This is a genomic window from Bifidobacterium colobi (assembly GCF_018555455.1).
In the GTDB taxonomy this organism is placed as follows: domain Bacteria; phylum Actinomycetota; class Actinomycetes; order Actinomycetales; family Bifidobacteriaceae; genus Bifidobacterium; species Bifidobacterium colobi.
On sequence record NZ_JAFEJU010000005.1, the window covers coordinates 1 to 17,248 of the forward strand.

18 protein-coding genes and 1 pseudogene are annotated in these 17,248 nt (G+C 58.6%); 10 read left to right on the forward strand and 9 right to left on the reverse strand.

Annotation, left to right across the window (positions count from 1 at the left end; genetic code table 11):
- On the forward strand, positions 1 to 219 hold a 219-nt coding region (locus tag JS530_RS07925; protein ID WP_214376648.1), incomplete at its 5' end, for a peptidylprolyl isomerase.
- A gap of 171 nt (positions 220 to 390) precedes the next feature.
- On the opposite strand, the gene JS530_RS07930 is transcribed toward JS530_RS07925, so the two are convergent.
- From JS530_RS07930 to JS530_RS07940, 3 genes are all read right to left on the reverse strand, one after another.
- The gene (locus JS530_RS07930) at positions 391 to 2,718 is read right to left on the reverse strand and encodes a RelA/SpoT family protein (RefSeq protein ID WP_214376649.1); all 2,328 of its coding nucleotides are present in this window, start codon (positions 2,716 to 2,718) and stop codon (positions 391 to 393) included.
- Positions 2,719 to 2,811: 93 nt separating this feature from the next.
- Positions 2,812 to 3,303 carry a dUTP diphosphatase gene (dut, locus tag JS530_RS07935; protein ID WP_214376650.1) on the reverse strand — a complete coding sequence of 164 codons (492 nt, stop codon included), beginning with the start codon at positions 3,301 to 3,303 and terminating at the stop codon, positions 2,812 to 2,814.
- Positions 3,303 to 3,596, reverse strand: a complete 294-nt coding sequence (locus JS530_RS07940) for a DUF4193 domain-containing protein (protein WP_033890131.1) — start codon at positions 3,594 to 3,596, stop codon at positions 3,303 to 3,305. The genes dut and JS530_RS07940 overlap by 1 nt, the downstream gene beginning before the upstream one ends.
- A gap of 147 nt (positions 3,597 to 3,743) precedes the next feature.
- On the opposite strand from JS530_RS07940, the gene sepH reads away from it, so the two are divergent.
- Positions 3,744 to 4,832, forward strand: coding sequence for a septation protein SepH (gene sepH / locus JS530_RS07945; protein ID WP_214376651.1), 1,089 nt, complete (start codon positions 3,744 to 3,746; stop codon positions 4,830 to 4,832).
- A gap of 20 nt (positions 4,833 to 4,852) precedes the next feature.
- On the opposite strand, the gene JS530_RS07950 is transcribed toward sepH, so the two are convergent.
- Positions 4,853 to 6,118 carry an alkaline phosphatase family protein gene (locus tag JS530_RS07950; protein ID WP_214376652.1) on the reverse strand — a complete coding sequence of 422 codons (1,266 nt, stop codon included), beginning with the start codon at positions 6,116 to 6,118 and terminating at the stop codon, positions 4,853 to 4,855.
- A gap of 76 nt (positions 6,119 to 6,194) precedes the next feature.
- Here JS530_RS07950 and JS530_RS07955 point away from each other — a divergent pair, with 76 nt between their 5' ends.
- The 6 genes from JS530_RS07955 (at position 6,195) to JS530_RS10825 (ending at position 13,185) form a co-directional block, all read left to right on the forward strand.
- Positions 6,195 to 8,906, forward strand: coding sequence for a DNA gyrase/topoisomerase IV subunit A (locus JS530_RS07955; RefSeq protein WP_214376653.1), 2,712 nt, complete (start codon positions 6,195 to 6,197; stop codon positions 8,904 to 8,906).
- A gap of 119 nt (positions 8,907 to 9,025) precedes the next feature.
- On the forward strand, positions 9,026 to 9,652 hold the full coding sequence (locus JS530_RS07960; RefSeq protein ID WP_214376654.1) for a hypothetical protein: 627 nt from the start codon (positions 9,026 to 9,028) through the stop codon (positions 9,650 to 9,652).
- Positions 9,639 to 9,950 carry a transcriptional regulator gene (locus JS530_RS07965; RefSeq protein WP_214376655.1) on the forward strand — a complete coding sequence of 104 codons (312 nt, stop codon included), beginning with the start codon at positions 9,639 to 9,641 and terminating at the stop codon, positions 9,948 to 9,950. Before JS530_RS07960 ends, JS530_RS07965 begins: the two co-directional genes overlap by 14 nt.
- A gap of 123 nt (positions 9,951 to 10,073) precedes the next feature.
- Entirely contained in the window at positions 10,074 to 11,378 is a 1,305-nt protein-coding gene (locus JS530_RS10820) for an ABC transporter ATP-binding protein (protein WP_240541147.1), read from the forward strand.
- A 72-nt stretch (positions 11,379 to 11,450) separates the two neighbouring features.
- Positions 11,451 to 12,140 (forward strand): hypothetical protein, encoded by a 690-nt coding sequence (locus JS530_RS07975; protein WP_214376656.1) that lies wholly within the window; start codon positions 11,451 to 11,453, stop codon positions 12,138 to 12,140.
- Between the two features lie 118 nt (positions 12,141 to 12,258).
- Complete coding sequence (locus JS530_RS10825; protein WP_240541148.1) at positions 12,259 to 13,185, forward strand: response regulator transcription factor; 927 nt, start codon at positions 12,259 to 12,261, stop codon at positions 13,183 to 13,185.
- Between the two features lie 108 nt (positions 13,186 to 13,293).
- On the opposite strand, the gene JS530_RS07985 is transcribed toward JS530_RS10825, so the two are convergent.
- Together JS530_RS07985 and JS530_RS07990 are read right to left on the reverse strand one after the other, a co-directional pair.
- On the reverse strand, positions 13,294 to 14,421 hold the full coding sequence (locus JS530_RS07985) for a zinc-dependent alcohol dehydrogenase (protein WP_214376657.1): 1,128 nt from the start codon (positions 14,419 to 14,421) through the stop codon (positions 13,294 to 13,296).
- Positions 14,422 to 14,584: 163 nt separating this feature from the next.
- The gene (locus tag JS530_RS07990) at positions 14,585 to 15,199 is read right to left on the reverse strand and encodes a sugar O-acetyltransferase (protein WP_214376658.1); all 615 of its coding nucleotides are present in this window, start codon (positions 15,197 to 15,199) and stop codon (positions 14,585 to 14,587) included.
- 204 nt (positions 15,200 to 15,403) lie between these two features.
- Here JS530_RS07990 and JS530_RS07995 point away from each other — a divergent pair, with 204 nt between their 5' ends.
- Positions 15,404 to 15,784: a hypothetical protein gene (locus JS530_RS07995; protein WP_214376659.1), complete on the forward strand. Its 381-nt coding sequence runs from the start codon at positions 15,404 to 15,406 to the stop codon at positions 15,782 to 15,784.
- 51 nt (positions 15,785 to 15,835) lie between these two features.
- A complete protein-coding gene (locus tag JS530_RS08000) occupies positions 15,836 to 16,000 on the forward strand; it encodes a hypothetical protein (protein WP_214376660.1) in 165 nt (54 codons plus the stop codon).
- A gap of 192 nt (positions 16,001 to 16,192) precedes the next feature.
- On the opposite strand, the gene JS530_RS08005 is transcribed toward JS530_RS08000, so the two are convergent.
- The 3 genes and pseudogenes from JS530_RS08005 to JS530_RS08010 form a co-directional block, all read right to left on the reverse strand.
- Positions 16,193 to 16,657, reverse strand: coding sequence for a lipocalin family protein (locus JS530_RS08005; RefSeq protein ID WP_214376661.1), 465 nt, complete (start codon positions 16,655 to 16,657; stop codon positions 16,193 to 16,195).
- Positions 16,643 to 16,714, reverse strand: a pseudogene (locus JS530_RS10990) (hypothetical protein); the annotation flags it as partial. The pseudogene JS530_RS10990 and the gene JS530_RS08005, both read right to left, overlap by 15 nt.
- A 12-nt stretch (positions 16,715 to 16,726) precedes the next feature.
- Positions 16,727 to 17,212 carry a hypothetical protein gene (locus JS530_RS08010; protein ID WP_214376662.1) on the reverse strand — a complete coding sequence of 162 codons (486 nt, stop codon included), beginning with the start codon at positions 17,210 to 17,212 and terminating at the stop codon, positions 16,727 to 16,729.
- Positions 17,213 to 17,248 lie beyond the last annotated feature (36 nt).

Below are 17,248 nucleotides of genomic sequence, written 5' to 3' on the forward strand. Positions count from 1 at the left end.
CGTCGCGGCCGCGACGGCCAGATTCACGGCACCAACGGCTCCCAGTTCTTCATCACCACGGTTCCGACCCCGTGGCTGGACGGTCACCACACCATCTTCGGCGAGGTCGCTGACGAGGCTTCCAAGAAGGTCGTGGACAAGCTGGAGGCTTTGGACACCGATCCGATGGATCGTCCGCTCGAACCGGCTGTTATCCTGTCCGTGGATGTGGTTGAGTAATCTGCACTCGATAATCACGACTGGGTAAGCTTAATGTAAGTAAGCGTATAACTCGGCAACACAAGAGCCCTCTGATTGATTAATACAATCAGAGGGCTCTTTGCTATGCACTTGCTGCAGCTACGCCAACTACGCCAGCTACGCGACGAACTATGCCAACTACGCGCTGCACTACTTCATCTTGCGCAGTCGCGGCTCCGCGGATTCCTTGGCGCCGGTCAAGCGGTAGACGTCGAACACGCCGTCGATCTTGCGCACGGCGGCGAGCAGCGTGTTGAGATGCTGCGGATCGGCCATTTCGAAGCTGAACTGGCTGGTGGCCACGCGATCGGAGCCGGTGGCGATCGTACCGGAGATGATGTTCACGCCATGGTCGGAGAGCACGCGCGTCACGTCGGAGAGCAGGTTGCGTCGATCCAATGCTTCGACCTGAATCTTGACCATGAACAGGCCCTTGGTGCTGGTCCATTCCACCTCAACCACGCGCTCGGGTTGCTTGGCTTTCAGATCAATCATGTTCTGGCAGTCGGTGCGGTGCACGGACACGCCCTGATTGCGGGTGATGAAGCCGATGATCTGGTCGCCCGGCACCGGCATGCAGCAGCGAGCCAGCTTGATCCATACGTCGCCCACGCCCTTGACGGACACGCCCGTGGAACTGGAGGAGGTCTTGCGTTCCACCGGCTTCAGCGGCAGAACCTCCTGCTCCACCTCTTCGTCCACTTCGTCGGCGCCTGCATCCTTGACCAGATGCGAGATGACGTTCTGCGTGGAAATCTGGCCGTCGCCAATCGCGGCGAACACAGCATCCGCATTCGGGAAGTTCAGGTCAACGGCCACACCCACCAATGCTTCCGTGGTCAGCAGAGCATTGACCGGCAGGTTGCGTTTGCGCATGGCGCGGGTCAGTTCGTCTCGGCCTTCCTCGATGGCCTCGGTGCGGCGTTCCTTCGAGAACCATTGACGAATCTTGTTGCGGGCCTTCGGGCTTTTCACGAAGCTCAGCCAGTCGCGCGAAGGGCCGGCGGTATCGGACTTGGAAGTCAGAATCTCCACGGTGTCGCCGTTGTCGAGCGTGGTATCGAGCGGCACCAATCGACCGTTGACACGCGCGCCCATCGTACGGTGGCCCACCTCGGTGTGCACGGCGTAGGCGAAGTCGACCGGCGTGGCTTTGGCCGGCAGGGAGACGATCTTGCCTTTCGGCGTGAATACGTAGACTTCGGCCGAGCCGAGATCCTCCTTCAATGAACCAAGGAACTCGTTGGAATCCGGAGTTTCGGACGTCCAGTCGGCGAGCTGCTGAATCCACTTCAGGTTATCGGCTTCGGATAGCTCCTGCTGCTCGCTTTCGCCACGCTTGCGATCGGACTTGTCCGGCGAGCTCAGGGCACGGCCGGCCTGACCGTTCTCCTTGTACTTCCAGTGGGCGGCGATACCGAATTCGGCACGACGGTGCATATCCCAAGTACGGATCTGAATCTCAACGGGCTTGCCGCCGGGGCCCACCACCGTGGTATGCAGCGACTGGTACATGTTGAGCTTCGGCATGGCGATGTAATCCTTGAACCGGCCGGGAACCGGATTCCATCGCGCGTGCACGGCACCAAGCGCCGCATAGCAGTCCTGAATGGTGTCGACGATGATGCGCACGCCCACCAGATCGTAGATGTTGGCGAAATCATGGCCGCGCACGATCATCTTCTGATAGATGGAGAAGTAATCCTTCGGGCGTCCGGTCACATAGGCCTTGATGTGCTGATCGGCAAGATCCTCGTTGATTTCGGCGAGAATCTGCTTCAGATACACGTCGCGCTGACCGGCGCGGCGAGCCACCAACACCACGATCTCGTTGTAGATCTTCGGATAAAGCACTTTGAAGCTCAGCTCTTCCAGCTCGGTTTTGATGGCGTTCATACCGAGACGGTTGGCGAGCGGCGCGTACACGTCGAGGGTCTCACGCGCCTTCCTCTGCGCGGACGAGGTCTTCACATAACGCCAGGTTCGCGCATTATGCACTCGGTCGGCGAGCTTGACCACCAGGGTGCGCACATCGCGGCTCATGGCCACCACGAGCTTGCGAATGGTTTCCGCTTGGGCAGAATCCCCCACCTCCAGCTGGCTCAGCTTGGTGACACCATCCACCAAGCCGGCCACCGTATCGCCGAATTCGGCGCGGCACTGCTCCAGCGTGTAGTCGGTATCCTCCACCGTGTCGTGCAGCAAACCCGCCGCCACCACGAGCGGACCCATGCCAAGGTCGGCCAAGATCTGCGAAACCGCAAGCGGATGAATGATGTACGGTTCACCGGACTTGCGGCGCTGCGTGGAATGCTGAATCACCGCGCGCTGGTAGGCGCGGTCGAGGATGGAAAGGTCTTCTCCCGGATGATGGGCCTTGCACACCTGCTTGATCGGCTCAAGCGGGTTCAAAGGATCGGCGCTGATCTCGCAGCCCAGTTTGCGGGCAGCATACTGCTCGCTTTCGTTTTCCGACATGCCAACCACCTCCCGATGTGACTTATATTGTAGCCACGCGTAAGGTCGCGCCACGGCACTCATTTCGCGGCGCGACCTTGATTTCTCTCCAAATCAGCTGTTCGCAGCGTTCGAGGCCACGCCCGTCGAACCGAAACCACGTTCGGCGCGATCGGAACCGGGCAGCGTCTCGGCAGGAACGAATTTCGCTTCCACGTACCGTTGAATCACCAGCTGGGCGATGCGGTCGCCCGGATGGAACACCGCCGTATGCTCCGGGTCCAGATTGATCAGCGGCACTTTGATCTCGCCGCGATACCCGGCATCCACGGTGCCCGGCGCATTGAGCACGGTGACGCCCTGCTTGACGGCCAGACCGGAGCGCGGATGCACGAGCGCCACGTAGCCGGCCGGCAGCGCGATGGCCACACCGGTCGGTACCAGCGCGCGCTCGAACGGTTTCAGCGTCACATCGACCGTGGTGATGAGGTCCGCTCCGGCATCGCCGGCGTGTGCGTAATGCAGATCGGCCGGGTGCGCCGGGTCAAGGGACTTGACCAGTACTTCGGTGTTTTCCGGTTCGTTGTAGGCTGCGTCAAACCCCATCAGGCGGCGCACTCCTCACACACCGGCTGACCGTCCTCGTCCATGTAGGCGAGCTGGCTGCGGTGCTTGACCAGGAAGCACTGGGAGCAAATGAACTCGTCGCCCTGCATCGGGATGACGGTCACCGAGGAGTCCTCATTGCTGAGGTCGGCACCCGGCAGTTCGTAATCCTCGGCAATGGCGTTCTCGTCATCATCGATATCGCTCGAAGAATTCTGCGCGGACTTTCCCAGAGCCTGCAGCGATTCCTCGTCCTCGTCCTTGTTGCGTGGGGAATCATAATCCTGAGCCATCATGGTCCTTTCGTCTAACATCTATTACCGCGCGTATTACCGCGCTGTACTCGGCCATAGGGTACACGATTTGAAATACATGTAAAGTTCGACACGTGGGGCATACTGGAATATAGCAATGTCCTTGCCAAGGAAAGTGGTGTGCATATGCCTGAGAATCGGCTGGAAAAGGCCCATTTTGAGCGTGTCAGCGATACGGGGGATTTAGTGTTCTCCGTAGGTGGCCGCTATGTGGCCATCAGCCTTGACGACACGCTTGAGCGTGCGATTCTCGAAGCCAAGCAGGTCAAGAGCGAGACGCAGAAAACGGTGCAGCCGCATGAGCAAGCCACGCTGCCCATTTCGCAGATTCAATCGCTGATTCGCGCCGGCGCGGACCCTACCCGCGTGGCGGAACGCTATGGTTTGAGCGAAACGTTGGTGCGGCGCTTCTCCGCGGCTGTGGAAACCGAAAAGCAGTATGCCATCGAACAGTTCCTCGCCGTGCCCGCTCCGAAGGATAGTCGTGTGCGCACAATCAGCGATTTGGTGGAGCGCACGCTTGCGTCCGCTTCGATCGGCATGGAATCGGTCACATGGAAGTCGACGCGTCGTGGACTGGAACCATGGCGCATCGTAGCGATTTTCACTTCAGCCGGGCGCGAAATCCACGCCGAGTGGACGTGGAATATGCACGACAATTCCGTGGTCTGTCTGAACAATGCGGCACGCAAACTGCTGGGCGAACGCAGTGCCGCCGATGATTCCAAGTCCGCGGTCAAAGTACTGCCCACGCCGGAACTGCCCGGTGACTCCGTGCGTTCGGCGCGCATCGAACGCGCGGTCAGCGCCTGGGCTGCACCCAAGCCTTCCATTCCTGCGGCAGTGCCTCAGGCTGCGACTTCCGGCACGACTGAATTCGTTACTTCCGGTTCGATGCCGCCGGTCAAGATTCCGGGAGCTGTACCGGCGGGTGGCGCTTCCACTTCTGCCCCATCGGTCTCACTGCCTCCCGCACAGAATACTGCCACGGCCGGTAATCTGAATCCGCTGAATCCGGTGCGTCGCTCCAACGCTGGCAATATGCCTGGCGCGACGCAGCAGACTTCCGCTGCAACTGCCAGTACGGCGCAGCAAGGCACGACTGCCGGTGCCGGTGATGCCACGCCGGCCGCCAGCACGCCCGCGAAACCCGCCAAGCGCCGCTCCGGCCGCTCCGCAGTACCCAGTTGGGATGAGATTCTCTTCGGCGACTGAGGCCTGTGCCCGTGGGGCGCTTACGCCACATCGATCAGGCAGGGAATCTCCATCTCCAATTGCGTCTGGGAGCCATGCACGCTCGGCAGATGCGTGGCTTTGTCGTTCTGCGTGCGTGAGTCCACGAACGTGGCGGCTCCAGCGGCCTGCACGATTACGTCGCCAATCATCGGTTTCACACGTTCGCTGACCGGGCCGAACAGTCCATCGGCGAACGCTTGCGCTTTGGTGCGCACGAGTGCCGTCTCGCCGACACGGTCACGCCAGCGTGCGGCGATATCCTCGGGATTTTCATCAGCCTTGGCGTAGAGCATCAGCGAACGCGGCTCCCCGCCCACGAATTCCACGCCCTGCGCCAGCTGCGGGTTTTCGGCTATGTCTATACGCTGGCTCATATCGGCCTGTACCATGCCATGATCGGCCACGATCACAATCAACGTACCCTTGGGCGCGCTGCGACGCAGCAGAGCGAGCTGGGCGTCGATATGTTCGAATGTGGCCACCCAGTTCTCGGAATCCCAACCGTAGTTATGACCGATTTTGTCGGCGTCACGGATGTACAGGTAGGTCAGACCTTGTTCACGGGCGGCACGGGCGGCGGCGAGCACACGGTCACGCGGCGTCACGTTGCCCTGGTAGTCGGTGCCACGCAATGCCGCTTCGGTGAGCGGCGAGCCGGCGAACTTGGGCAGCCCGGAACTGGTGACGCGCACTCCTTGGGCGCGCAGGCGTTCGAATACCGTGGGTTCCTGCTGCAAAGCGAGCGGATCGATCATCGGCGGCACGGGAATATGCGGATTGGCGGGTTTGGGTGCCAACGCATCCTTGAATTGAATGAGCTGGATCAGCGTATGATGTTCCGGCTCCAACTGCGTGTAACCGGCCATACCAGTCAAGCCCGGGCAGGTGCCGGTGCCGAAAGCAGCCATGGCGGCCACAGTGGTGCTGGGCGCACAGGTGGCGATGGGACGCTGATTGGCAGTGTCGTTCATCAATGAACGCAGATACGGCGCATGACCGAGGCGCATAGCGAGATTCCAATAGCCGAGACCATCCACGAGCACCACGATGGCGGAAGGCGCGTCCGGCAAGTCAAGCGTCTGCTGGCAGGCTTTGGGGTCGGCGTGCACCGGCGTGGCAATCGGGTGTCCGATGGCGCTGGAGAGGGCGGGAAGCACGGCGGAAAGGTGCAATGCTCCCCCGCGCGCATCTACTGTCCTATCCCCGTAAGTCACGGTGGGTATCAGGCGCAGCAGCTCATCCATATCCGGCGTTTCTACAGTCATAGGGTTCATCGTAACCCCACCAACCCCGCAATGCGAGGGGCACTGCTAATATAGGGCGAGTTTGAAAGGGAGTTTCATGGCATCACACCGCAAACCGTCCGTGCAGACTTATGATCCGCGCAAGGTCAAGGAGCATATCGTCGAGACGCCGCTCAATGAGGAAATGAGCAAGTCATTCCTTGAGTACGCGTATTCGGTAATTTATGCGCGCGCGTTGCCGGATGCGCGTGACGGCATGAAGCCGGTGCAGCGCCGTATCGTCTATCAGATGGGTCAGATGAATCTGAACCCGGATCGCCCGTATATGAAGTCCGCCCGTGTGGTGGGCGAGGTGATGGGTAAACTGCATCCGCACGGTGATTCCGCGATCTACGAGGCTATGGTGCGCTTGGCTCAGCCGTTCGCGATGCGCCTACCACTGGTGGATGGCCACGGTAATTTCGGCTCGCTTGACGATGGCCCGGCGGCCTCCCGCTACACCGAGGCTCGTCTTGCCCCGGCCGCGCTCGGCATGAATGCGGACATTGATGAGGATACGGTTGATTTCACGCCGAACTATGACAACAAGCTCAAGGAGCCGACCGTATTGCCGGCGGCGATTCCGAACCTGCTGGTCAATGGCGGCTCGGGCATCGCGGTCGGCATGGCCACGAACCTGGCCACACATAATCTTGGCGAAGTGGTGAACGCGGCCAAGTTCCTGATGGCTCATCCAGAGGCCACGCTCGAACAGCTGATGCGTTATGTGCCGGGCCCGGATTGGCCGACCGGCGGCACCATTTTAGGTCGTGATGGTATTCGCGAAGCCTATGAAACCGGCCGTGGCACGCTGACCACGCGAGCCACCACGCATGTGGAGCATGTGACCGCCCGCAAGCAGGCGATTGTGGTGACCGAACTGCCGTACATGGTGGGCCCGGAAAAGGTAATCGAACGTATTTCCGATGGCGTGAAGAACCGCAAGTTGGAAGGTATTTCCGGCGCGTTCGATCTGTCCGACCGTCACAACGGCACGCGTCTGGTGATTGAGATCAAGACCGGTTTCGACCCGCATGCCGTGCTGGTGCAGTTGTTCAAGCACACGCCGTTGCAGGACAATTTCGCCATGAACAACGTGGCATTGGTCAACGGCCGCCCGCACACGATGGGTTTGAAGGAAATGCTGCAGGTGTGGATCGACCACCGCCGCGTGGTGATTCGCCGCCGGTCCGAATACCGCAAGAAGAAGGCTCAGGAGCGACTGCACCTGGTCGAGGGCCTGCTGTTGGCCATGCTGGACATCGATGAGGTGATTCAGGTGATTCGCACCTCGGATGATGCGGATGCCGCGAAGACCCGTTTGATGGCCGTGTTCGATTTGGATGATGTGCAGGCCCAGTACATTCTGGATCTGCGTTTGCGCCGCTTGACCAAGATGAATCGCATCGAGCTGGAAGCCGAACGCGATGATCTGAAGAAAAGCATCGAGGAGCTCACCCGTATTCTCGCTTCCGCCGAAGCGTTGGATCAGGTGGTGACCGACGAGATGGATCAGGCCGTGGCCAAGTGGGGCTCCCCACGCCGCACGGTGCTGCTCGACGTTGATCCGGACGGCACGCTGACCCCGGTGGCCGCACATGGTTCCGGCACATCCGAGCTCGCCAAGTCCGCGATGGAGGCCGCCAAGTCCGCCGCCACGATCTCCTCCGCCGCGGCCGATGTGGCCGCCGCCACCAAGGCGGCGAAGAAGAGCGGTGAGGAGAACGTTCTGGCCGGTGCATTGAAGATCGAGGACGAGCCGTGCGTGGTGATGATGAGCGCCACCGGTCTGATCGCCCGCACCACGCCGAGCGCATTGGATGTGTACCATGCCCGCTCTGCATCCGATAAGCGCCAGCCGAACGATCAGATCACCACGATTTTCCCGACTTCCACGCAGGCTACGTTTGCATTGATCACTTCGGCCGGCCGCTTAGTGTTGGCTCATGTGGTCGATTTGCCGGCACTGCCCGCTTCGGAAACGCTGACGCTGACCGGTGGCGTGCAGGCTGATGAGCTGATTGGTATGACCGAGTCCACTGATCCGATTCCGGGTGAGCATGTGGTGACTGCCATCGCCATGGAACAGCCGAAGAGCAACGATAATGGCGACGAAGACGCCACTGAATCTGCACCGCTCCCCTCACTGGCCATTGGCACGCGCAATGGCGTGGTCAAGCGTTGGAACCGCGAGGCACCTACCACGATGGATTCCTGGCCGGTCATTGATCTGAAGGAAGGCGACGAAGTGGTGTTCGCCGCCACCGCCGAGGACGATGATCGTCTGGTGTTCATCTCCTCTGACTCCTCACTGTTGACGTTCGAAGCGAAGAATGTGCGTCCGCAGGGCCGCACCGCAGGCGGTATGGCCGGCATCAAGCTGGCTGCCGGCGCGCATGTGATGGCGTTCAACGTGGTGCCTGCCGGCAAGGTGGCATGGACGTATGAGGAAGGCGAAAACGGGTTGAGCTCGGCCTCCGGTGCCGTGGTGCTCACTGTGGCCGGTGATGAGGAGGCTTTGCCCGGTACCGAAAACGGTGCTGCCAAGGTGACGCCGCTCGAAATGTATCCGACCAAGGGTCGCGCTACGGGAGGCGTGCGCTCGCAGCGCTTCTTGAAGGGTCAGAACACGCTGATTCTGGCATGGGTGGGCCTCTACCCGCTCAACGCGGCCACATCATCCGGAACCGCGGTGGAGCTGCCGAAGCCGGATATGCGCCGCGATGGCTCCGGCGTGGATCTCGCCGCCCCCATCGCCTTCATCGGCTGAGTGTCAACACTCCCCCAACACGCACAAACCTCTTTCCACTATGGAAAGTGATACTATTTTCCATAACGGAAAGAGGTTTGCTATTCGGATATACAGCAATCCGCGTGAAGGGAGCCGTCATGGCAAATACGCAGCAGAAGCAACAGACACAACAAATGCCTGAACACAAACCGGTCAACGGCCAGCAGCAAGCACTTGATGCACTCGACGCCCTGCAGACACTCGACGCCGATCGCGCGAAAATCGCAACCGGCTATGCAGCTCTCCGCACATCCAACATTGTTTGGATCGCCATCGTATTCGGTCTGCTCACATTCACGTACTGGCTAATCCCTCAGGCATGGTTCAACCGATTCAACCTGCCGTGGAATCCCATATGGGTTGTAGCTGCTCTGCTGGTGATAAGCCTGCTGCTTCTCGCTGCAGTCATCATGCTCAATAGCCGACGACAAGGCATCGCTCCGCAATGGCTGGCACCGAAACCGGCGATGCAAAGCCGCCGCTATACGATGGCGGTCGCCGTGCATTTCTTCGTTAATTTCATTCCACCGATTTTGGCACTCGCTGTAGGATTCGCCACCACCGCATGGTGGTCAGCCGCGGCAGTCACACTGGTCGGCGCGGTCATCAATGGCGCCATGGAAGCATGGGAATGTGACGAAATCGTCCGCGCATTGCAGCAACGTACCGCCCCCGATTCATCTGCTCTCGATTCTTCAACGGAGGTGCATCATGACATCGGATAATCAGCAACCGGTATTCAACGAAGTCATCCACGCTCCGATTCGATTGCGCATCTGCGGCCTGCTCGACACGTATGGCACCATGCGATTCGATGTGCTGCGCGATACGCTCGAGATTAGCGACGCTACGTGCTCCAAACACCTCAAGACGTTGGCCGAGCATGATTACATTCAGCTTGATAAGAAAGCCGGCGAAGGCGGTAAAGCCTACAAAGTCACCTGGGTGAAACTCACCCGCGAAGGCAAGCAGGCGTTCCAATCCCACGTAGCCGCTCTGCGCCAAATCGTCGCTGGGCAGTAGCAGTTCCTGACCTTCCTGAGCCAGCGCAAGCCATACCCAAAAATCACTATCATGCGCATGGCTTGGCGCAAGCCTACCCAAAAACACCACGCGCCACCCCACCACGCTTAATCCGAGGCACCTATGCGAGCCATCTTCTACAAGGATTTCCAACAGCTTCGCCATAACACCGCGATGCTGTCCATCACCATCATCGCCATTGCCATGTCAATGCTCTGCATCGCCGTGATTCCCGTAATCGGCATACGCAACGATGCGGCGAACGCCCTGTACCAGTTCGCCATCATCACATTGGGCATATGCTTGGCACCTACGCTTTCCATCGATGCCATCCGCAGCGACCTCGCCAATGGCACCATTCTCACGGTACGAGCTTGCGGCCGTCCGCTGCGCCAATATGTCATCGTGCAACTAGTGTGGGCACTCATCCCAATCACCATTGCGAGCGCAATACTCACCGCATTCACCTATGCCGTTGCTCCGACGCTGCGCTCGGCAATTCTTACTCCGCAAGGTATCGCAACAGCATGCGCGCCCACGCTCATCGCATTCGCGCTCTATATCTGGTCCATTTGCATCAAAGGAAAGGCTTTACTCATGACCAGCTCCACCCTCGCACCTAACAACGACACTATCGGCACCGATCAAGTGCCGGCCATCCGTATCACGGATATGACGTTCGGCTATAAACGCAGCAAACCAGTGCTGGAGCATATCAATCTCGACGTGCCGGTCGGCCAATCGCTGGGCATTCTGGGATACAACGGCGTGGGCAAAACCACCCTGTTCGGCATTATTACTGGCTTGCTGCGCCCGCAGCACGGTTCCGCGGCAATCAACAGCAATGTATTCCATTCGATGCGCGAAGTGTTTCAACTGAGCGATTCCGGTAACCTCTCCCCTACGATGACCATTCGCGAAAATCTCAAGTTCCGTTCGATGCTTTACGCCACGCACGAGAACCCGCATCCCATCGATATGCAGCATCTCAACGAACTGCCGATGGTGCAGGCGTTCGAGTTGGGCGAGCACCTCGACAAGAAGGTCAAAGATCTCTCCAGCGGCCTGAGGAAACGCGCAGGCATTGTGTCGGGCATGCTGTTCGACCCAAAGCTGATTCTGCTGGATGAGCCGACCAATGCGGTGGATCCGATCACCCGGCAGTTGCTGGTCGATTTGATGAAACAACTTAAGGCGAACGGCCGCACGATATTGATCATCACGCATGATTTGGAATACTGCTGGGAGGTCACCGACCGCGTCATCATCCTCGATAACAAGCACCTCGTCAAAGATTGCGATATCAGCGATTTCCCAAACATCGACACATTCAAACAGGCCGCCACACTTGGCCGCGAACGTAGCAATGTGAACTTTGGCATCACCCTCTCTCAGCCCCCTTGCCAGGGGAGCTGGCGGCGGAGCTGACTGAGGGGTAGTTCAGGAATAAACAAACCACTGTAAGCAACGTGGCACAAGCTTCAGAAAAGGATAGCTCCTATGAAAGCAATGCTTTGGAAAGATTGGATTCTTCTACGCAGGAACCCGTTATATTTGGCATTCGGCATCGGTCTTTGGCTGTTCATTCCGGTGATGCTCGCTATGCTCTCCGTGAGCGCTCCCGCGGACCCCACCACTATAGATGGATTATCCATGGTGCAGACGTTCGCACCATGGTATGGGTTCTTGGGCAGCGAATTGGCATTATGCACGCTGATGGCCAATCCCAATACGATGGATATGTCGGCTTCGGTGGAAGTTGACGGCACTCTGGAGTCTTGGCGTGCCTCCGGCCGTTCGATGCTGCAGTATTGCATAGCCAAAAGTCTGTTGCCCATGCTCATAGCCGAAATCATGTCGCTGACCATTCTTGGCTATCTGGCTTGGGGAGGATTGGTCCATTGGAGCAGCACCGCGATTCCTGAAATGGTGTGCATTGTACTTACGCCAGCGGTGATTGCTTTCGCCGGTGAGCAGATTCTGCTTGCCTCGCATGCGGCCTCGGTTGGCTCATTCTCGGTAATCTCACTGGTTTCCTCCGCGCCAATGCTGGTATTCATGATTGTGATGCTGATGATGTCCACGGTTTGGGCACTGATCGTATTGGTTGCATTCGGTATCCTTGCCGTTTCACTCACCATTGTTTCCACGCATCGCCGTTACCCTACGACATTGCGGCCCATTCTGTAATCACACTCCTGTGACCAGCCGCATTCCGGCCTAGACTAGACGAGGGGTTCTGGATGGTACCTGCATCCGGAACCCCTGCCATACCTCGGCCTACACTGGGCGACATAGGAGGTGCCTTATGAAGTTACTGGTCGCCGCATCGAATGAGCCGCTCGCCCGCGCCATTCGCGGCACGTTGCTGGGCGCGCAGCATGAGGTTGACCAGACCGGCACCCGGGAAGCGACATTGCATGCGATTATCGCGGCACAGCAAGGGCAGGTTGTAGCCAAGGATGAAGTCGATGCCAAAGCATCGGGCGGCAATCAAACTCAGACTGCGCAAACGGGCGCTCCGGTACAAACCACTGCCTCAACGCAGTCCCAAACCGCAAATGATGTCGATGCAGCACCCATAATCCCTTATGATGCGATTGTGCTCGACGAGGATCTGGTCGAACCGCCGCACAATGATTTCGTTGCGAAGTTGCGTACAACCGGCCCCTCATTGAAGATTCTGCTGCTCGCCACCACTCCGTTGAGCCGCGCGACCGGCGAGGGTAATCGTTGGCGAGCACTGCCGCATGAATACGCGCCAATCGAACCGAATCAATCAGCTGAACCGACTGCATCATCTGAATCCAATGAGACCGGGGAATCCAGCGATTCAAAGAAATCCGGTACACCAGTAAACGCCAACCAACCGGATGCCATACTGCGCAAACCGTTCTCCGATACTGAGCTGCTGTCATATATCAGCGCGCTCGCCGCCGACTCTCCTGCGATGATTATTCGCGGCAATCTCACGTTGGACACCACCCATCGCCGGGCCTACTACGCGTCCACGCATAGTCCGATCACACTCTCCCGCTTGGAATACAGCCTGCTGGAGGCATTGGTCAAAGCCGATGGCAAGTTCGTGAACACCAAGGAACTTGTGGGCCTTGTGGGCGGGCCGTATTTTGAACAGCAGGGCTTGCTGCGCAACGCTTTGTATACGCTGGATAAGAAGCTCACGCGCGCGGGTCTCATCATGACCCAGCGCGGTTCCAACTACCGCATTCGGTAATGTTTTCAAATCAGCTATCCGCGCCAAAAATAGTGTGCTTACGAACAAGTTGTTTATGATTAACTTGTTCGTAAGCACGCTATTTCACGATAGAAGCAGACTACTGCCTCACAGCTCGGGCACGACCTCGATCTTGAGGCCTTGCATGCTGAGCGCGTATTCCATGGCTTCGTTGATCTGGTCAAGCGGGAACACGTTGGTCACCAAGTCCATGACGGGCAGGCCGCGATCCTTGGCTTCCTTGAGGAACTCCTGTGCTTCCAGCCAGTCGCCGGCCTGATAGGTCCAGGAGCCGGTGAGCTTGATTTCCTTCTGGCACACGTCCAGATGCGGGTTGTAGGTGGCGTCGCCGGTGTTGGTGAAGAAGCCGACCTCGCAGTAGGAGCCGCCACGGCGAATGTACTTGAACAGGGCTGCGGCCGCTGCGGGCGAACCGGTGCATTGGAAGCCCATTTCCGCGCCGAGACCTTCGGTGACTTCGCGCACGGCGTCGGCCGCGGCGTCCACGGAATCGTAGTCGGAGAAGTTCACGGTGGCGGTGGCGCCGAGCTTCTTGGCCATCTGAAGTCGGGCTTCCTTGGCGTCCACGGCTACGATGTTGCGGATGCCGTAGGTCTTGAGCAGGGCGACCAGCAGCAGGCCGATTGGGCCGCAGCCTTGGACCAGCACATGGGAGCCGTGTTTGAAATCGTAGATCTTCTTGGACTCCTCCACGGCGTGCACGATCACGGCGGCCGGTTCAATCAGAATGCGCAGGTCACGGTCGGGCATGTCGTTCACATTGAAGATTGCCGCACCTGGATTGCACTTCATGTAGTCGGAGTACCAGCCGTTGAAGAAGTGGTCCTCGCCGGGCATGAGTCCATGGATCTCGCCGTTTTCACACAGGTGGATCATGTCGGCGCGGCGCTTGCAGATGGAGCAGTGGCCGCATGGGCGCAGACCGGTGACGATCTTGTCGCCCACCTTGAGCGGTTTGCCGGAGTAATCCGTGGTGACGTTCTTGCCAAGCTTCACGACTTCGCCGGTGGCTTCGTGGCCGAGCACGATGGGAGCGAATCCGAACGGGTCGGCACGGTATTCGGACTGGTCGGTGCCGCAGATGCCGCAGCCTTCAACGCGGACGAGCACTTCGTCATCGTTGATTTGCGGCAGTGGGAGCGTGCGCACGTCGATGTGCTTGGGCTCCGTCAATACAGCAACACGGCCTTCTGCGGGGATGGTTGGTTCGGACATTGTCATAACTCCTTTGTGATGAGGGAATGCCTTCACTTGGTTACATTAGTCCGATTACCCCGCAGAACACCGCATCAACACTTTGTCTTCTTCTGGCTCCCTTTGTCAGGGGAGCTGTCGGCAAAGCCGACTGAGGGGTAGTTCTACAACTACGTAAATGTCATTACATCCCCTCCGGAATGCACTTATCGCGCCAGTAGTACTCCTGATCCTGTTCGTTGATTTCACGCATCACGCGGCATGGGGTGCCGACCGCCACCGAGTTGGCGGGAATGTCTTTGGTGACCAGACTGCACGCGCCGATAACCGAATTGTCTCCGATGGTGACGCCCGGCAGCACGGTGACGTTCGCTCCGATCCACACGTTGCGACCGATATGGATTGGCTCCGAGAACTGTGCGAGTCGCTCGCGCAGGTCAGGGCGAATCGGGTGGCCGGTGGTCACGAGCGTCACGTTCGGACCGATCATCGTATGGTCGCCGATGAAGATTTCACCATCGTCCACAAGCGTCAGATTGAAGTTCGCGTACACGAAGCTGCCCAAATGGGTCGAGCAGCCCCAATTGGCTCGCAGGGGCGGCTCCACCCAAGTGTTCTCCCCCATTTCGGCGAAATACTCGTGCAGCAGCTTGTCGCGTTCGGCGGAGGCGGCCGGCAACTCGTTGGTCTTGTTGAGTATGTCTCGCTGCGCCTGCTGCGCGGCGTCCATCAGCTCGCCATCCCACACATACACCTCGCCCGAATGCAACACATCCAAGACTTCCTGCGGCACGTTCATACTGATTGCCCTCCTGCTTCATTGCGATTATCAAGTTCTCCGAATCTCCTATGGCCCGGATTCCTCTTCATAATAGCCGAGTGGCACACGCAACATCTTCAGACTGTGCCATCGGACTCATTCGAACAAATGTCCACATAGGTATAGAACATATGTTCTATACCTATGGAAATGACAGGCTGTACGGAAGTTGAGGTGGACGGCATGGCTTGGAGATTCATCACGCACGCATGCGGACATCAAGAACGCATCAATGTGGACGGCCCATACGTAATCGTGGAACAGCGTGTGCGCAAGGCGGAGCAATCACTATGCGCGGCATGCATCGGCAACGTTAGCCGACAGGACAACAGGATGGATGGTTTCTGCGCATTATGGGGCAGCAAAACGCAATGCGATCGCGCCGAGCCAATTCGCCGGCGAGTGCTCAACCAAGTGGATATTCTCGCAGCCCACGCCCGCATCGAGGACCGCGACGCCTTTGCCGAACTGCGCAAACAGGTGCTCCGCCGCGACGACGCAGCCTGGTGGATCGAACATAGGAACGATGCCGTCAACATCCTCGCACAGGATATAGAGCTGTAGAGTTATGAGAAGCATATCCCCGCCGACTACGTGGGCCTTACGTCCCTCGGCGTGAGCATCCTGCTCGGCGTGCTCGCCATCGCCGCCACCAACGGCTTCCACGGCTACGGCTGGGGCATCATCCTCACCGGCGTTATCGGCGTCGCACAAGCCGTCTACACCTTGATGAACCAAGCGTTCGGCGGCAAGCTCAGCAAAGACAGTGAAGCTCAATAAAAAACAAAGAGCTAAGCCCGTCTCGTGTTGTGCGCGAGACGGGCTTAACTTGTGCGAGAGCCCCCGAAAGGCTATTCATTCAGTACCCATTCCAAATCCCCTTGTTCACCGGTTCGTCGGGTTGTGGCTTTCTTCGGCGGGTTGGCGGAATTGGACCGATGCCGGTGTTTTTCGGAAAATGGGCCGGTGTTGTTAGTTCCATCCTCCGACGAGTTCGAGGCAGCAGTGGCCCGTTACCGAGTGTCCTCGGTAGGTGCCGATCACTTGGCTTGCGCCTTCGTATTTGCGCCCTGAGGGGTTCGGCGAAGCGATTTCCTGTTCATCCATGATGGATGTGACGGTGAGTTTCGCTTCCCATTCAGGGATGGAGATGGTCCATCCGGTTGGGTATTTCATGCCGGTCACAGGACTTTCCCACACGTTGAAGGAGTCGCCGACCATCGGATCCACGCCGGCGGAAGATTGGGTGCCGTCCTCATGCAGGACGCTGGCCCAGCAATGTTCGCTGCCCGTGGCCAGTTCGGTTACACCCCATAGGCTGATCACGTCGGGATCGTTATCGAAGCAGAGGTTCATCCACAGCCATTTGCAGTTGTAGCCGTCCTTGAGGCTTCTGCCTTTGGGCATGCCGGCGAACTGACGGTCCATCCATACCATTCCCTCCACCTCGTGGCGCTGGCCGTCGAGAGTGATGACGCCTTTGGCAGCCATGTGCGGGAACGAGTATTAGTAGTTGGCCACTCCGGCGATCTGGAAGTAGCCGGTACCGAGACTGTAGAGTGGATATCCGGTGCCGTGCAGGTCAAGGTAGATGGATCCGTCCGGCATGGCCGATGCGATACGCATGTTGTCGAGGTCGCCTTCGATGACGTCCTTGTCGGTGTGGATGTGCAGTCCCTGGCCTGCGACCTGTCCTCGCCTGACCTTGTAAAAGCGGTCTTCGTGACGGTAGATGCGTCCGGTCTCATCGGTGATGGACAGCACGCTGTTGATCATGCGCACCGGCAGGTATTTGGAGAACTGCAGGACGCTGACATGGTACATGAAGTCAAGGGTGTGGCCGCCCGTCTCGAAATGACCGACCCAGAACCATGAATTGCCGACTTTGTCGGTGCGCATGAATGTGTCTTGGATGGGATCCACCAGCGGTTCGGTGCCGTGGTGGAAAGTGCGGATGTTGTGGGTCAGCGAGTTGTTCGTGGTGTTCATCATGTCTCGTTTCGTTTTGGTTCCGTTCTGTTGATGCGT

Coding starts and splice junctions, on each gene's coding strand:
- JS530_RS08005 (WP_214376661.1), bottom strand. CDS start 16,657: ATGGTATGGATGGACCGTCAGTTCGCCGGCATGCCCAAAGGCAGAAGC.
- JS530_RS07965 (WP_214376655.1), top strand. CDS start 9,639: ATGACATCGGATAATCAGCAACCGGTATTCAACGAAGTCATCCACGCT.
- JS530_RS07990 (WP_214376658.1), bottom strand. CDS start 15,199: ATGAACGTGCCGCAGGAAGTCTTGGATGTGTTGCATTCGGGCGAGGTG.
- JS530_RS07975 (WP_214376656.1), top strand. CDS start 11,451: ATGAAAGCAATGCTTTGGAAAGATTGGATTCTTCTACGCAGGAACCCG.
- JS530_RS08010 (WP_214376662.1), bottom strand. CDS start 17,212: ATGATGAACACCACGAACAACTCGCTGACCCACAACATCCGCACTTTC.
- JS530_RS07995 (WP_214376659.1), top strand. CDS start 15,404: ATGGCTTGGAGATTCATCACGCACGCATGCGGACATCAAGAACGCATC.
- JS530_RS07985 (WP_214376657.1), bottom strand. CDS start 14,421: ATGTCCGAACCAACCATCCCCGCAGAAGGCCGTGTTGCTGTATTGACG.
- JS530_RS07955 (WP_214376653.1), top strand. CDS start 6,195: ATGGCATCACACCGCAAACCGTCCGTGCAGACTTATGATCCGCGCAAG.
- JS530_RS10825 (WP_240541148.1), top strand. CDS start 12,259: ATGAAGTTACTGGTCGCCGCATCGAATGAGCCGCTCGCCCGCGCCATT.
- JS530_RS07950 (WP_214376652.1), bottom strand. CDS start 6,118: ATGACTGTAGAAACGCCGGATATGGATGAGCTGCTGCGCCTGATACCC.
- JS530_RS07930 (WP_214376649.1), bottom strand. CDS start 2,718: ATGTCGGAAAACGAAAGCGAGCAGTATGCTGCCCGCAAACTGGGCTGC.
- JS530_RS10820 (WP_240541147.1), top strand. CDS start 10,074: ATGCGAGCCATCTTCTACAAGGATTTCCAACAGCTTCGCCATAACACC.
- JS530_RS07940 (WP_033890131.1), bottom strand. CDS start 3,596: ATGGCTCAGGATTATGATTCCCCACGCAACAAGGACGAGGACGAGGAA.
- JS530_RS07960 (WP_214376654.1), top strand. CDS start 9,026: ATGGCAAATACGCAGCAGAAGCAACAGACACAACAAATGCCTGAACAC.
- dut (WP_214376650.1), bottom strand. CDS start 3,303: ATGGGGTTTGACGCAGCCTACAACGAACCGGAAAACACCGAAGTACTG.
- sepH (WP_214376651.1), top strand. CDS start 3,744: ATGCCTGAGAATCGGCTGGAAAAGGCCCATTTTGAGCGTGTCAGCGAT.